Below are 15,016 nucleotides of genomic sequence, written 5' to 3'. Positions count from 1 at the left end.
GCAACCGTGGCTTCCACGAACGACCTCAAGAACGGCCTGGTGCTCAAGCTCGAAGGCGGCCAGCTCTGGTCCGTCGTCGAGTTCCAGCACGTCAAGCCCGGCAAGGGCCCCGCCTTCGTGCGCACCAAGCTCAAGAACGTGCTGTCCGGCAAGGTGGTCGACAAGACCTTCAACGCCGGCGTCAAGGTCGAGACGGCCACTGTCGACAAGCGCGACATGCAGTTCTCGTACATGGACGGCGAGTACTTCGTCTTCATGGACATGGACACGTACGACCAGCTGCACATCGACCGGAAGACCGTCGGCGACGCCGCGAACTTCCTGATCGAGGGCTTCACGGCCGTCGTCGCCCAGCACGAGGGCGAGGTGCTCTTCGTCGAGCTCCCGGCCGCCGTCGAGCTGGTCATCCAGGAGACCGAGCCGGGTGTCCAGGGCGACCGCTCCACGGGCGGCACCAAGCCGGCCACGCTGGAGACCGGTCACCAGATCCAGGTCCCGCTCTTCATCACCACCGGTGAGAAGATCAAGGTCGACACCCGTACGAGCGACTACCTCGGCCGGGTGAACAGCTAACCGTGGCTGCCCGCAACACGGCCCGCAAGCGTGCCTTCCAGATCCTCTTCGAGGGCGACCAGCGCGGGGCCGACGTCCTGACCGTGCTCGCGGACTGGATCCGGCTCTCCCGGGACGACACCCGGCAGCCGCCGGTGAGCGAGTACACGATGCAGCTGGTCGAGGGCTACGCCGAGCACACGCGGCGGATCGACGAGCTGATCGCCCAGTACGCCGTCGGCTGGACGCTCGACCGGATGCCGGTCGTCGACCGCAACATCCTGCGCCTCGGCGCCTACGAGCTGATCTGGGTCGACGAGACGCCGGACGCCGTCGTCCTCGACGAGATGGTGCAGCTGGCGAAGGAGTTCTCGACGGACGAGTCGCCCTCGTTCGTGAACGGGCTCCTGGGTCGGCTGAAGGAGCTGAAGCCGTCGCTGCGCCGGGAGGCGTAGCCGACGGAACGCCGGAAGGCCCGCAGCAAGCCGCTGCGGGCCTTCCGGCGTTCGTGTGCCCGATGGGGTGGGTGGGGCGGCCTTCGGGCGGCTGACGGCCGTCTGGGGCTGGTCGCGCAGTTCCCCGCGCCCCTAGGGGGTTGCACTTACGTCGCTCAAGACGTGAACGCTGAAGAAACCGCCGGGGTGGCCGGAACCGTCAAGTTCCGGCCACCCCGGCGGCACGTTTCTGCTCAGGTGTGGTGCGGCTCAGGCGTCTTCGTGGGTGGCCACGGCGCGGCGGGCGTCCGCGTCCAGTACGCCCCAGCTGATCAGCTGCTCGGTGAGGACCGAGGGGGACTGGTCATAGATGACGGCCAGTGTGCGCAGGTCGTCCTGGCGGATCGACAGCACCTTGCCGTTGTAGTCACCGCGCTGGGACTGGATCGTCGCCGCGTAGCGCTGCAGCGGGCCCGCCTTCTCGGCCGGCACGGTGGCCAGTCGCTCCAGGTCCAGGACCAGCTTCGGCGGGGGCTCGGCGGCACCGCCGGGGGTGGTGCCCGGCAGCAGCTCCTGCACCGGCACACCGTAGAAATCCGCCAACTCGGCAAGGCGCTGCACGGTCACGGCACGGTCGCCGCGCTCGTACGAACCGACCACCACGGCCTTCCAGCGCCCCTGGGACTTCTCCTCGACACCGTGGAGGGAAAGGCCCTGCTGGGTGCGGATGGCCCGGAGCTTGGCCCCGAGCTGTTTGGCGTATTCGCTGGACATATAGCTCCCCGGACACTGTGTCGACGCGGCCGGCCTTGGTTCCCGCCGCGCGGCTGGTAACTCACTGTGAGGTTACGCAGCGTTACTCTCCTGCGTCAAGCCGAATGGTCCGCACCGACTCTTCCGTGGTAGCGATGGCCGATTACGCCAAGGGGGTGATCGGGGGCCTCTCCGCCACCTGCTACGGTGGATGGCGCAAATCCGACGTCCTTTAAGGTCCGTCCCGTGAGGCGGAGAAGGGGGTCCGTTTCGTATGGACAAGCAGGGAAAGCCTGACCTTCAGGCAGGCGACGCACGGCCCGTTCTCGAAGGGCCCGACATCGCGCGGGTACTGACCCGCATCGCCCACGAGATCGTCGAGCGCGCCAAGGGCGCCGACGACGTGGTGCTCCTCGGCATCCCGACCCGCGGCGTCTTCCTCGCCCAGCGGCTCGCCGCCAAGCTCGAGCAGGTCACCGACCGCAAGATTCCGGTCGGTTCGCTCGACATCACCATGTACCGCGACGACCTGCGCATGCACCCGCCGCGTGCGCTGGCCCGCACCGAGATCCCCGGTGACGGCATCGACGGCAGACTGGTCGTCCTCGTCGACGACGTGCTCTTCTCCGGCCGCACCATCCGCGCCGCCCTCGACGCCCTCAACGACATCGGGCGCCCGCGCGCGGTCCAGCTGGCGGTCCTCGTCGACCGCGGCCACCGTGAACTGCCCATCCGCGCCGACTACGTCGGCAAGAACCTCCCCACGTCGTTGCGGGAGACGGTCAAGGTCCTGCTCGCCGAGGAGGACGGTCGCGACACCGTGCTGCTCGGCGCCAAGCCGACCCAATAGCGAGCCGAGGGGACGCGCCGGTCCGGCGCGCCCACGCCTGCCCGCAATCTCCCGATATGTGAACTGCCTTACGGAGCCTGACAGATGCAGCGTCATCTCATCTCGGCCGCCGACCTCACCCGCGACGACGCCGTCCTGATCCTCGACACCGCCGAGGAGATGGCCCGGGTCGCCGACCGGCCGATCAAGAAGCTGCCGACCCTGCGCGGCCGCACCGTCGTCAACCTCTTCTTCGAGGACTCGACGCGGACCCGGATCTCCTTCGAGGCCGCCGAGAAGCGCCTCTCCGCCGACGTCATCAACTTCACCGCCAAGGGGTCCAGCGTCTCCAAGGGCGAGTCCCTGAAGGACACCGCCCAGACCCTGGAGGCGATGGGCGTGGACGCCGTCGTCATCCGGCACGGCGCCTCCGGAGCGCCCTACCGCCTCGCCACCTCCGGCTGGATCGACGCCGCCGTCATCAACGCAGGCGACGGCACCCACCAGCACCCCACCCAGGCCCTCCTGGACGCCTTCACCATGCGCCGCCGGCTGGTCGGCCGGGACGCCGGGATAGGGCAGGACCTGGCCGGCAAGCGCATCACGATCGTCGGCGACGTCCTGCACAGCCGGGTCGCCCGCTCCAACGTCGACCTGCTGCACACCCTCGGCGCCGACGTCACCCTGGTCGCCCCGCCCACCCTGGTCCCGGTCGGCGTCGAGCGCTGGCCCTGCGAGGTGTCGTACGACCTCGACGCCGTACTCCCCAAGTCCGACGCCGTGATGATGCTCCGCGTGCAGCGTGAGCGCATGAACGCCGCGTTCTTCCCGACCGAGCGCGAGTACTCGCGGCGCTACGGCCTCGACGGCGAGCGGATGGCGAAGATGCCCGAGCACGCCATCGTGATGCACCCCGGCCCGATGGTCCGCGGCATGGAGATCACCGCCGAGGTCGCCGACTCCGAGCGCTGCACCGTAGTCGAGCAGGTCGCAAACGGAGTCTCCATCCGGATGGCCGTTCTGTACCTCCTGCTCGGCGGCAACGAACCCGCCGTCAGCCACGCCCGCACCATCGAGGAGAAGTAAGACCCATGAGCAAGATCCTGATCCGTGGTGCGAAGGTGCTCGGCGGTGAGCCGCAGGACGTACTGATCGACGGCGAGACGATCGTGGAGGTGGGCTCCGGGCTGTCCGCCGACGGGGCCGAGGTCGTCGAGGCCGCCGGGAAGGTGCTGCTGCCCGGGCTCGTCGACCTGCACACCCACCTGCGCGAGCCCGGCCGCGAGGACTCCGAGACCGTCCTCACCGGCACCCGCGCGGCCGCGAGCGGCGGCTACACGGCCGTCTTCGCCATGGCCAACACCTTCCCGGTCGCCGACACCGCCGGTGTGGTCGAGCAGGTCTACCGGCTGGGCCGGGAGCACGGCTACTGCGACGTCCAGCCCATCGGCGCCGTCACCGTCGGCCTGGAGGGCAGGAAGCTCGCCGAGCTGGGCGCCATGCACGAGTCCGCCGCCGGGGTCACCGTCTTCTCCGACGACGGCAAGTGCGTCGACGACGCCGTGATCATGCGCCGCGCCCTGGAGTACGTGAAGGCCTTCGGCGGGGTCGTCGCCCAGCACGCCCAGGAGCCGCGGCTGACCGAGGGCGCCCAGATGAACGAGGGCGTCGTCTCCGCCGAGCTGGGGCTGGGCGGCTGGCCGGCCGTCGCCGAGGAGTCGGTCATCGCGCGCGACGTGCTGCTCGCCGAGCACGTGGGGTCGCGGGTGCACATCTGCCACCTGTCGACCGCCGGGTCCGTCGAGATCGTGCGCTGGGCCAAGTCCCGCGGCATCGACGTCACCGCCGAGGTCACCCCGCACCACCTGCTCCTCACCGACGAGCTGGTCCGGTCGTACAACCCGGTCTACAAGGTCAACCCGCCGCTGCGCACCGAGCGCGACGTGTTCGCCCTGCGCGAGGCCCTCGCCGACGGCACCATCGACATCGTCGCCACCGACCACGCCCCGCACCCGCACGAGGACAAGGACTGCGAGTGGGCCGCCGCCGCCATGGGGATGGTCGGCCTGGAGACCGCGCTGTCGGTGGTGCAGGAGACCATGGTGGACACGGGCCTGCTGACCTGGGCCGGTGTCGCCGACCGGATGTCCTTCAAGCCCGCGCGGATCGGACAGGCCGCCGGCCACGGCCGTCCCGTCTCGGCTGGTGAGCCCGCCAACCTCACCCTCGTCGACACGGAATACCGTGGCCTGGTGGACCCCGCGGGCTTCGCCTCGCGCAGCCGCAACACCCCGTACGAGGGGCGCGAGCTGCCGGGCCGTGTCACCCACACATGGCTGCGGGGCAAGGCGACGCTCGTGGACGGGAAGCTGACGTGACACCTCTGATCCTGCTGGCCGACGAGAAGAAGTCGGCCGCGGTCACCGACTGGGCCGCGCGCATCGGCTGGCTGGTAGGTCTGGCCCTCTTCGTCGCGCTCGTCTACTGGCTGATGCGCGAGGGCTGGAAGTGGCGCGGCACCCTCCAGGGCGACCTTCCCGAGCTGCCCACCGCGCCGGACGAGCCCGGCGAGGCGAAACTGACCATGAGCGGCCGCTACCACGGCTCCACCACCGCCGGGCAGTGGCTGGACCGCATCGTGGCCCGCGGCCTCGGCTCCCGCAGCCGGGTCGAGCTCACCCTGACCGACGCGGGCCTGGACGTCGTACGCCCCGGGGCGACCGACTTCTTCATCCCCGCCGCCGCGCTCCGCGAGGCCCTGCTCGGCAAGGGCATCGCGGGCAAGGTCCTCACCGAGGGCGGACTCCTCGTGGTGACCTGGCAGCACGGCGACCGGCTGATCGACTCCGGATTCCGCTCGGACCACGCGGCCGAGCACGGCGAGTGGGTCGACGCCATCAACTCCATGACCAAGACACCCAGCACGGAAGGCGCCGAACGATGACGACCTCCACCAGGGGAGCCGGCAAGGTTCCCGCAGTACTCGTCCTGGAGGACGGCCGGATCTTCCGCGGCCGCGCCTACGGGGCCGTGGGGGAGACCTTCGGCGAGGCCGTGTTCTCCACCGGGATGACCGGCTACCAGGAGACCCTCACCGACCCCTCGTACGACCGCCAGATCGTGGTCGCCACCGCCCCCCAGATCGGCAACACGGGCTGGAACGACGAGGACGACGAGTCCAGCCGCATCTGGGTCTCCGGCTACGTCGTGCGCGACCCCGCGCGCGTGCCCTCCAACTGGCGCGCCAAGCGTTCGCTCGACGCGGAACTGGTGGCGCAGGGCGTGGTCGGCATCTCCGGGATCGACACCCGCGCCCTCACCCGCCACCTCCGCGAGCGCGGCTCGATGCGCGCCGGCGTCTTCTCCGGCGAGGCGATCGCCACCGACGCCGAGCTCCTCGCGCGCGTGCAGGCCCAGCCGCACATGAAGGGCGCCTCGCTGTACGAGGAGGTCGCCACCAAGGAGGCCTACGTCGTCCCGGCCGTCGGGGAGAAGCGATTCACCGTCGCCGCCGTCGACCTCGGCATCAAGGGGATGACCCCGCAGCGGATGGCCGAGCGCGGCATCGAGGTGCACGTGCTGCCCGCGACCGCCACCGAGGACGACGTGTACGCCGTCTCCCCGGACGGCGTGTTCTTCTCCAACGGCCCCGGCGACCCGGCCACGGCCGACGGCCCGGTGGCCCTGATGACCGCCGTCCTGGCGCGGAAGACCCCGCTCTTCGGCATCTGCTTCGGCAACCAGATCCTCGGCCGCGCGCTCGGCTTCGGCACCTACAAGCTGAAGTACGGCCACCGGGGCATCAACCAGCCGGTCCAGGACCGCACGACCGGCAAGGTCGAGGTCACCGCGCACAACCACGGCTTCGCCGTGGACGCGCCGCTCGACCGGATCAGCGACACCCCGTTCGGCCGCGCCGAGGTCTCGCACGTCTGCCTCAACGACAACGTGGTGGAGGGGCTGCAGCTGCTCGACCAGCCGGCCTTCTCCGTCCAGTACCACCCCGAAGCGGCAGCGGGCCCGCACGACGCCGCCTACCTGTTCGACCGCTTCACCTCTTTGATGAGCACAGTCCTGATGGAGGGCCAGCGTGCCTAAGCGCACCGATATCCAGTCCGTCCTGGTCATCGGCTCCGGCCCGATCGTCATCGGCCAGGCCGCCGAGTTCGACTACTCCGGCACCCAGGCCTGCCGCGTGCTGCGCGCCGAGGGCCTGCGGGTCATCCTCGTCAACTCCAACCCGGCGACGATCATGACCGACCCGGAGATCGCCGACGCCACGTACGTCGAGCCGATCACCCCGGAGTTCGTCGAGAAGATCATCGCCAAGGAGCGCCCCGACGCGCTGCTGCCCACCCTGGGCGGCCAGACGGCCCTGAACACCGCGATCTCGCTCGACGAGAACGGTGTCCTCGCCAAGTACGGCGTCGAGCTGATCGGCGCCAACGTCGAGGCCATCAACAAGGGCGAGGACCGCGACCTCTTCAAGGAGGTCGTGGAGGCCGTCCGCGCCAAGATCGGGTACGGCGAGTCCGCGCGCTCGGTCATCTGCCACACCATGGACGAGGTCATCGCGGGCGTCGAGGAACTCGGCGGCGGCTACCCGGTCGTCGTCCGCCCCTCCTTCACCATGGGCGGCGCCGGCTCCGGCTTCGCGCACGACGAGGAGGAGCTGCGCCGCATCGCGGGCCAGGGCCTCACGCTCTCCCCGACCACCGAGGTGCTCCTGGAGGAGTCCATCCTCGGCTGGAAGGAGTACGAGCTGGAGCTGATGCGCGACAAGCACGACAACGTCGTGGTCGTCTGCTCCATCGAGAACTTCGACCCGATGGGCGTGCACACGGGTGACTCCATCACCGTGGCGCCCTCGATGACGCTGACCGACCGCGAGTACCAGATCCTGCGGGACATCGGCATCGCCGTCATCCGCGAGGTCGGCGTCGACACCGGCGGCTGCAACATCCAGTTCGCGGTCAACCCCGAGGACGGCCGCGTGATCGTCATCGAGATGAACCCGCGCGTGTCGCGGTCCTCCGCGCTCGCCTCCAAGGCCACCGGCTTCCCGATCGCGAAGATCGCGGCGAAGCTGGCCGTCGGCTACACCCTGGACGAGATCCCCAACGACATCACGCAGGAGACCCCGGCCTCCTTCGAGCCCACGCTCGACTATGTGGTCGTCAAGGCCCCGCGCTTCGCTTTCGAGAAGTTCCCGCAGGCCGACTCCACGCTGACCACCACCATGAAGTCGGTCGGCGAGGCGATGGCCATCGGCCGCAACTTCCCCGAGGCCTTCCAGAAGGCGCTGCGCTCGCTGGAGAAGAAGGGCAGCCAGTTCACCTTCGTCGGCGAGCCCGGCGACAAGGACGAGCTGCTGCGCGAGGCGGTCCGGCCCACCGACGGCCGGATCAACACCGTCATGCAGGCCATCCGCGCGGGCGCCACGCCCGAGGAGGTCTTCGAGTTCACGAAGATCGACCCGTGGTTCGTGGACCAGCTCTTCCTCATCAAGGAGATCGCGGACGAGCTGGCCGAGGCCGCCGAGCTGACCCCCGAGCTGCTCGCCGAGGCCAAGCGGCACGGCTTCTCCGACCAGCAGATCGCCGAGATCCGCGGGCTGCGCGAGGACGTCGTCCGCGAGGTCCGGCACGCGCTGGGGGTGCGCCCGATCTACAAGACGGTCGACACCTGCGCCGCCGAGTTCGCCGCCAGGACGCCGTACTTCTACTCCTCCTACGACGAGGAGACGGAGGTGGCGACCCGCGAGAAGCCGGCCGTCATCATCCTGGGCTCCGGCCCCAACCGCATCGGCCAGGGCATCGAGTTCGACTACTCGTGCGTGCACGCGTCCTTCGCGCTGAGCGACGCGGGCTACGAGACGGTGATGGTCAACTGCAACCCGGAGACCGTCTCCACCGACTACGACACCTCCGACCGGCTGTACTTCGAGCCGCTCACGCTGGAGGACGTGCTGGAGATCGTCCATGCCGAGCAGCAGGCCGGTCCGGTCGCCGGTGTGGTGGTCCAGCTGGGCGGGCAGACCCCGCTCGGCCTCTCGCAGGCGCTGAAGGACAACGGCGTGCCGATCGTGGGCACTTCCCCGGAGGCGATCCACGCGGCCGAGGACCGGGGCGCCTTCGGGCGGGTGCTCGCCGAGGCGGGCCTCCCGGCCCCCAAGCACGGCACCGCCACCACCTTCGCCGAGGCCAAGGCCATCGCCGACGAGATCGGCTACCCGGTCCTCGTCCGCCCGTCGTACGTCCTCGGCGGCCGTGGCATGGAGATCGTCTACGACGAGACCCGCCTCGCCTCCTACATCGCCGAGTCGACCGAGATCAGCCCCTCCCGGCCGGTGCTCGTCGACCGCTTCCTCGACGACGCGATCGAGATCGACGTCGACGCGCTGTACGACGGCGAGGAGCTGTACCTCGGTGGCGTCATGGAGCACATCGAGGAGGCCGGCATCCACTCGGGCGACTCGGCCTGCGCCCTGCCGCCGATCACCCTGGGCGGCTTCGACATCAAGCGGCTGCGCGCCTCGACGGAGGCCATCGCCAAGGGCGTCGGCGTACGCGGTCTGATCAACATCCAGTTCGCGATGGCCGGGGACATCCTCTACGTCCTTGAGGCCAACCCCCGCGCGTCCCGCACGGTCCCCTTCACCTCGAAGGCGACGGCGGTGCCGCTGGCCAAGGCCGCGGCCCGGATCTCGCTGGGCGCGACCGTCGCCGAGCTGCGCGCGGAGGGGCTGCTGCCCGCGCGGGGCGACGGCGGCGAGCTGCCGTTCGACGCGCCGATCTCCGTGAAGGAGGCGGTCATGCCGTGGTCGCGGTTCCGGGACATCCAGGGGCGCGGTGTGGACACCGTGCTCGGCCCGGAGATGCGCTCCACGGGCGAGGTCATGGGCATCGACTCCGTCTTCGGCACGGCGTACGCCAAGTCGCAGGCGGGGGCGTACGGGCCGCTGCCGACCAAGGGCCGCGCGTTCATCTCCGTCGCCAACCGCGACAAGCGGTCGATGATCTTCCCGGCGCGCGAGCTGGTCGCCCACGGCTTCGAGCTCCTCGCCACGTCCGGCACGGCCGAGGTGCTCAAGCGCAACGGCATCAACGCGACGATCGTGCGCAAGCAGTCGGAGGGCGTCGGTCCGCAGGGCGAGAAGACGATCGTGCAGCTCATCCACGACGGCGAGGTGGACCTCATCGTCAACACCCCGTACGGCACGGGTGGCCGCCTGGACGGGTACGAGATCCGGACGGCGGCGGTGGCGCGGTCGGTGCCGTGTCTGACGACCGTGCAGGCGCTGGCGGCGGCTGTGCAGGGGATCGACGCCCTGAACCACGGGGATGTCGGGGTGCGGTCGCTGCAGGAGCATGCGGAGCGATTGACTGCCGCGAGGGACTGAGCGGCGGTAGTTCGGCTGCGGGCCGGTGGGGGCCGGTCGCGCCCACGCGGCGGAGCCGCAAATTGAGCACTGCCCCGCGCCCCTGACGGGGCGCGTTGCCCAGCTGTCTATGAAGGGGGGCACCGGTGACGGTGTCCCCCTCCGCATGAGGACTCCATGTACAAGATCTTCTTCAATCTCGTGTTCAAGCGGATGGATCCGGAACAGGCCCACTACCTGGCCTTCCGGTGGATCCGGCTCGCCGCCCGTATCCCCGTGCTGCGCACCTTCGTCGTCGCCGTGCTCGCGCCCCGCTACAAGGAACTGCGTACCGAGGCCTTCGGGCTGCGGATGCACGGGCCGTTCGGGCTGGCCGCCGGGTTCGACAAGAACGCGGTCGCGATCGACGGGATGTCGATGCTCGGGTTCGACCATGTCGAGATCGGCACGGTGACCGGGGAGGCGCAGCCGGGCAATCCGAAGAAGCGGCTGTTCCGGCTCGTCGCCGACCGGGCGCTGGTCAACCGGATGGGGTTCAACAACGACGGATCGCTCGCCGTCGCCGCCCGGCTCGCGACCCGGGAGGCCGTCTTCAACACCGTCGTGGGCGTCAACATCGGCAAGACCAAGGTCGTACCGGAGGCCGAGGCGGTCGGTGACTACGTGAAGTCCGCCGAGCGGCTCGCGGCGTACGCGGACTACCTGGTCGTGAACGTGTCGTCGCCGAACACGCCGGGGCTGCGCAACCTGCAGGCCACCGAGGCGCTCAGGCCGCTGCTGAGCGCCGTGCGCGAGGCCGCGGACCGGGTGGTGGCGCACCGCAGGGTGCCGCTGCTGGTGAAGATCGCGCCGGACCTCGCCGACGAGGACGTCGACGCCGTCGCCGACCTGGCCGTGGAGCTGGGTCTGGACGGGATCATCGCGACCAACACCACCATCGCGCGGGAGGGGCTGGGGCTGCGGTCCGACCCCGGCCTGGTGCAGGAGGCCGGAGGGCTCTCCGGGGCCCCGCTGAAGGCGCGCTCCCTGGAGGTGCTGCGGCGGCTGTACGCGCGCGTGGGCGACCGGATCACCCTGGTGGGCGTGGGTGGCATCGAGAACGCCGAGGACGCCTGGCAGCGCATTCTGGCCGGTGCCACGCTGGTCCAGGGCTACAGCGCCTTCATCTACGAGGGACCCTTCTGGGGCCGCACCATCCACAAGGGCCTCGCGGCGCGCCTGCGCACCAGCCCGTACGCCACCCTCGCCGACGCGGTCGGCGCCGATGTGAGGAAGACCGTATGAGCCCCCTGGAGCCCTTCGGCGCCCGGCTGCGCCGCGCGATGGACGAGCGCGGCCCGCTGTGCGTCGGTATCGACCCGCACGCCTCGCTGCTCTCCGAGTGGGGACTGAACGACGACGTGGCGGGCCTGGAGCGGTTCAGCCGGACCGTCGTGGAGGCGGTGGCGGACCGGGTCGCGGTCATGAAGCCGCAGAGCGCGTTCTTCGAGCGGTTCGGCTCGCGCGGGGTCGCCGTCCTGGAGCGGGTGGTGCAGGAGGCGCGGGCGGCCGGGACGCTGGTCGTCATGGACGCCAAGCGCGGCGACATCGGCTCCACCATGGCCGGATACGCGGAAGCCTATCTGATCAAGGACGCCCCGCTCTTCTCGGACGCCCTGACCGTCTCCCCGTACCTCGGCTACGGCTCGCTCAGCCCGGCCGTCGCGCTGGCCCGGGAGAGCGGGGCCGGCCTGTTCGTGCTGGCGCTGACCTCGAACCCGGAGGGCCCCGAGGTGCAGCACGCGGTGCGTGCCGACGGCCGGACGGTCGGCGCGACCATGCTCGCCCACCTCGCCGCCGAGAACACCGGGGAGGAGCCGCTGGGATCCTTCGGCGCCGTCGTCGGTGCCACGGTCGGCGACCTGTCGTCGTACGACCTCGACATCAACGGTCCGCTCCTCGCGCCCGGGGTCGGCGCACAGGGGGCGACGGCGGCCGATCTTCCCGCGGTCTTCGGTCCGGCGGTGCGCAACGTGGTTCCAAACGTGAGCCGAGGTGTTTTGCGTCACGGTCCCGACATCGGGGCGCTGCGGGCGGCCGCGGAGCGGTTCGCGGGTGAGATCCGGGACGTCCTCGCAGGTGGATGAGGACTCGGATGAGTGCTCGGACGGTGCTCCGGCGGGTCTCGCGGCGACGGTTCAAGCGTGAATACATCCTCAAATCCGGGGCAGTATGTCTGAAATGTCCGGCCTGGCGCAGGCTGACCAGGACTTTTCCGCTGTTCTCGCTGACTCTGGCGGACTTGCCCGCTAGTCTCCGAGCAGAGTCAACGGGCAAGCGTGTTGCTCGTAGCTCCCCTGGTGTGGGGCGACTAGGTTCCTCACCGGTCCGTATCCGACAGTTCGACATCCGAGGTGACGTAGGCGTGGCTCTTCCGCCCCTTACCCCTGAACAGCGCGCAGCCGCGCTCGAAAAGGCCGCCGCGGCTCGCCGGGAGCGGGCCGAGGTCAAGAATCGACTCAAGCACTCCGGCGCCTCTCTCCACGAGGTCATCAAGCAGGGTCAGGAAAACGACGTCATCGGCAAGATGAAGGTCTCCGCCCTGCTCGAGTCCCTGCCGGGCGTGGGCAAGGTCCGCGCCAAGCAGATCATGGAGCGACTCGGGATCTCCGAGAGCCGCCGCGTGCGTGGCCTCGGGTCCAACCAGATCGCTTCCCTGGAGCGCGAGTTCGGCAGCACCGGCTCCTGATCACCGGACCGCCCGGGAGGGCCGTCCCGGGCAGTCCGCGATTGCTGGAATAATCGCTGCATGGCTGCAACATTCCGGGGGACGACCCCCGAGCCCCCGGACGTACGTCCGCGGCTGACCGTGCTCTCCGGCCCCTCCGGGGTCGGCAAGAGCACGGTCGTCGCTCATATGCGCAAGGAACACCCCGAGGTCTGGCTCTCGGTGTCGGCGACCACCCGCAAGCCGCGCCCGGGCGAGAAGCACGGAGTCCACTACTTCTTCGTCACCGACGAGGAGATGGACAAGCTGATCGCCAACGGCGAGCTCCTGGAGTGGGCCGAATTCGCCGGCAACCGCTACGGCACCCCGCGACAGGCGGTGCTGGAGCACCTGGAGTCCGGTGTCCCCGTCCTCCTGGAGATCGACCTCCAGGGCGCCCGGCAGGTCCGCGAGTCCATGCCGGAGGGGCGGCTGGTGTTCCTGGCCCCTCCCTCCTGGGAGGAGCTGGTCCGCAGGCTCACCGGACGCGGCACCGAGGCGCCCGAGGTGATCGAGCGGCGGCTGGACGCGGCCAAGGTCGAGCTCGCGGCCGAGCCGGAGTTCGACGAAACCCTGGTCAACACCTCTGTCAAGGACGTGGCGCGTGAGCTGCTAGCCTTGATGGACGTTGTGTGATCGTTGCTGATCATTCAGACTGAATCTTTCCCATCCATCGGAAGGCAGAGCGTGTCCTCTTCCATCACCGCGCCCGAGGGCATCATCAACCCTCCGATCGACGAGCTCCTCGAGGCCACCGACTCGAAGTACAGCCTCGTGATCTACGCGGCCAAGCGCGCCCGTCAGATCAACGCGTACTACTCGCAGCTCGGCGAGGGCCTCCTCGAGTACGTCGGTCCGCTCGTCGACACCCACGTCCACGAGAAGCCGCTCTCCATCGCCCTGCGCGAGATCAACGCGGGTCTGCTGACCTCCGAGGCCATCGAAGGCCCGGCGCAGTAGTACTTTCGTATCGCAATTGCTTTATCCACAGGCCCGGCGCACGACTGCCGGGCCTGTGGTGTGTCATGGAGTCGTGAGTTCGTGGATTCGACGAGTGGAGGCCCGGTGAGCAAGCCGAAGGTCGTGCTGGGGGTCAGTGGCGGGATCGCCGCCTACAAGGCCTGTGAGCTGCTGCGAAGGCTCACCGAGTCGGGGCACGACGTCCGGGTGGTTCCGACCGCCTCCGCGCTGCACTTCGTCGGCGCCGCCACCTGGTCCGCGCTCTCCGGCAACCCCGTCTCCACCGAGGTCTGGGACCACGTCGAGGAGGTCCCGCACGTCCGCATCGGCCAGCACGCCGACCTGGTCGTCGTCGCCCCCGCCACCGCCGACATGCTCGCCAAGGCGGCCCACGGCCTCGCCGACGACCTGCTCACCAACACCCTCCTCACCGCCCGCTGCCCGGTCGTCTTCGCCCCCGCGATGCACACCGAGATGTGGGAGCACCCGGCCACCCAGGAGAACGTGGCCACGCTGCGCCGCCGTGGCGCCGTCGTCGTCGAGCCGGCCGTCGGCCGCCTCACCGGCGTCGACACCGGCAAGGGCCGGCTGCCCGACCCGGCGGAGATCTTCGAGGTCTGCCGCCGTGTCCTCGCGCGGGGCGTGCGGGAGCCCGACCTGGCGGGCCGCCATGTCGTCGTCTCCGCCGGCGGCACCCGCGAGCCCCTCGACCCCGTCCGCTTCCTGGGCAACCGCTCCTCCGGCAAGCAGGGCTACGCCCTCGCGCGCACGGCCGCCGCGCGGGGCGCCCGGGTGACGCTGGTCGCGGCGAACACCACCGGCCTGCCCGACCCGGCCGGCGTGGACGTCGTCCCGGTCGGCACCGCCGTCCAGCTGCGCGAGGCGGTGCTGAAGGCGGCCGCCGACGCCGACGCCGTGGTGATGGCCGCCGCCGTCGCCGACTTCCGCCCCGCGGTCTACGCGGCCGGGAAGATCAAGAAGAAGGACGGGCAGGAACCCGAGCCGATCGTCCTGGTGCGGAATCCGGACATCCTCGCGGAGATCTCGGCCGACCGGGCGCGGACCGGACAGGTGATCGTCGGCTTCGCCGCCGAGACCGACGACGTGCTCGCCAACGGCCGGACCAAGCTGCAACGCAAGGGCTGTGACCTGCTCGTGGTGAACGAGGTGGGGGAGCGCAAGACCTTCGGCTCCGAGGAGAACGAGGCCCTGGTGCTCGGTGCCGACGGCAGTGAGACGCCGGTGCCGCACGGGCCCAAGGAGGCTCTCGCCGACATCGTGTGGGATCTGGTCGCGGCCCGTTTGGGTTAACTTATTTCAGCCATATGTCAACTTTCCCGGACGGCACATTACGGTGTGGT

At 70.0% G+C, this 15,016-nt stretch carries 15 protein-coding genes; 14 read left to right on the top strand and 1 reads right to left on the bottom strand.

The window, feature by feature from the left end; genetic code table 11:
- The first annotated feature begins 6 nt into the window (after window positions 1–6).
- Both efp and nusB read left to right on the top strand, forming a co-directional pair.
- A complete protein-coding gene (gene efp / locus ACIPSJ_RS37505; protein WP_351487768.1) occupies window positions 7–573 on the top strand; it encodes an elongation factor P in 567 nt (188 codons plus the stop codon).
- A 2-nt stretch (window positions 574–575) separates the two neighbouring features.
- Window positions 576–1,007: a transcription antitermination factor NusB gene (gene nusB / locus ACIPSJ_RS37500; protein WP_355725862.1), complete on the top strand. Its 432-nt coding sequence runs from the start codon at window positions 576–578 to the stop codon at window positions 1,005–1,007.
- A gap of 249 nt (window positions 1,008–1,256) precedes the next feature.
- On the opposite strand, the gene bldD is transcribed toward nusB, so the two are convergent.
- Window positions 1,257–1,760 (bottom strand): transcriptional regulator BldD, encoded by a 504-nt coding sequence (bldD, locus tag ACIPSJ_RS37495; RefSeq protein ID WP_020938842.1) that lies wholly within the window; start codon window positions 1,758–1,760, stop codon window positions 1,257–1,259.
- A gap of 253 nt (window positions 1,761–2,013) precedes the next feature.
- Between bldD and pyrR the strand changes: the two genes are divergently transcribed.
- The 12 genes from pyrR to coaBC all read left to right on the top strand — a co-directional run bounded on the left by pyrR (window position 2,014) and on the right by coaBC (window position 14,966).
- Window positions 2,014–2,589: a bifunctional pyr operon transcriptional regulator/uracil phosphoribosyltransferase PyrR gene (pyrR, locus tag ACIPSJ_RS37490; protein WP_355725865.1), complete on the top strand. Its 576-nt coding sequence runs from the start codon at window positions 2,014–2,016 to the stop codon at window positions 2,587–2,589.
- An 84-nt stretch (window positions 2,590–2,673) separates the two neighbouring features.
- Window positions 2,674–3,654, top strand: coding sequence for an aspartate carbamoyltransferase catalytic subunit (locus tag ACIPSJ_RS37485; protein ID WP_355725868.1), 981 nt, complete (start codon window positions 2,674–2,676; stop codon window positions 3,652–3,654).
- 5 nt (window positions 3,655–3,659) lie between these two features.
- Complete coding sequence (locus ACIPSJ_RS37480; protein WP_359220381.1) at window positions 3,660–4,946, top strand: dihydroorotase; 1,287 nt, start codon at window positions 3,660–3,662, stop codon at window positions 4,944–4,946.
- Complete coding sequence (locus tag ACIPSJ_RS37475) at window positions 4,943–5,512, top strand: hypothetical protein (protein WP_393661807.1); 570 nt, start codon at window positions 4,943–4,945, stop codon at window positions 5,510–5,512. Before ACIPSJ_RS37480 ends, ACIPSJ_RS37475 begins: the two co-directional genes overlap by 4 nt.
- Window positions 5,509–6,666, top strand: a complete 1,158-nt coding sequence (carA, locus tag ACIPSJ_RS37470; protein WP_401352667.1) for a glutamine-hydrolyzing carbamoyl-phosphate synthase small subunit — start codon at window positions 5,509–5,511, stop codon at window positions 6,664–6,666. Before ACIPSJ_RS37475 ends, carA begins: the two co-directional genes overlap by 4 nt.
- A complete protein-coding gene (gene carB, locus ACIPSJ_RS37465) occupies window positions 6,659–9,970 on the top strand; it encodes a carbamoyl-phosphate synthase large subunit (protein WP_359220373.1) in 3,312 nt (1,103 codons plus the stop codon). Before carA ends, carB begins: the two co-directional genes overlap by 8 nt.
- Before the next feature lie 156 nt (window positions 9,971–10,126).
- Window positions 10,127–11,233 (top strand): quinone-dependent dihydroorotate dehydrogenase, encoded by a 1,107-nt coding sequence (locus ACIPSJ_RS37460; RefSeq protein ID WP_401352664.1) that lies wholly within the window; start codon window positions 10,127–10,129, stop codon window positions 11,231–11,233.
- Window positions 11,230–12,075 carry an orotidine-5'-phosphate decarboxylase gene (pyrF, locus tag ACIPSJ_RS37455; RefSeq protein WP_393537925.1) on the top strand — a complete coding sequence of 282 codons (846 nt, stop codon included), beginning with the start codon at window positions 11,230–11,232 and terminating at the stop codon, window positions 12,073–12,075. The genes ACIPSJ_RS37460 and pyrF overlap by 4 nt, the downstream gene beginning before the upstream one ends.
- Before the next feature lie 278 nt (window positions 12,076–12,353).
- Complete coding sequence (locus ACIPSJ_RS37450; RefSeq protein ID WP_003977346.1) at window positions 12,354–12,677, top strand: integration host factor; 324 nt, start codon at window positions 12,354–12,356, stop codon at window positions 12,675–12,677.
- 60 nt (window positions 12,678–12,737) lie between these two features.
- On the top strand, window positions 12,738–13,331 hold the full coding sequence (gmk, locus tag ACIPSJ_RS37445) for a guanylate kinase (protein WP_355725887.1): 594 nt from the start codon (window positions 12,738–12,740) through the stop codon (window positions 13,329–13,331).
- 51 nt (window positions 13,332–13,382) lie between these two features.
- A complete protein-coding gene (gene rpoZ / locus ACIPSJ_RS37440) occupies window positions 13,383–13,655 on the top strand; it encodes a DNA-directed RNA polymerase subunit omega (protein WP_005319902.1) in 273 nt (90 codons plus the stop codon).
- A 105-nt stretch (window positions 13,656–13,760) separates the two neighbouring features.
- A complete protein-coding gene (gene coaBC, locus ACIPSJ_RS37435; RefSeq protein WP_401352661.1) occupies window positions 13,761–14,966 on the top strand; it encodes a bifunctional phosphopantothenoylcysteine decarboxylase/phosphopantothenate--cysteine ligase CoaBC in 1,206 nt (401 codons plus the stop codon).
- The last annotated feature ends 50 nt before the right edge of the window (window positions 14,967–15,016 follow it).

The sequence above is a fragment of the Streptomyces sp. NPDC090088 genome (assembly GCF_044747345.1).
Taxonomy (GTDB): domain Bacteria; phylum Actinomycetota; class Actinomycetes; order Streptomycetales; family Streptomycetaceae; genus Streptomyces.
Note: the sequence above shows the minus strand (reverse complement) of the source record. Positions and strands in the feature narration are given on the sequence as shown.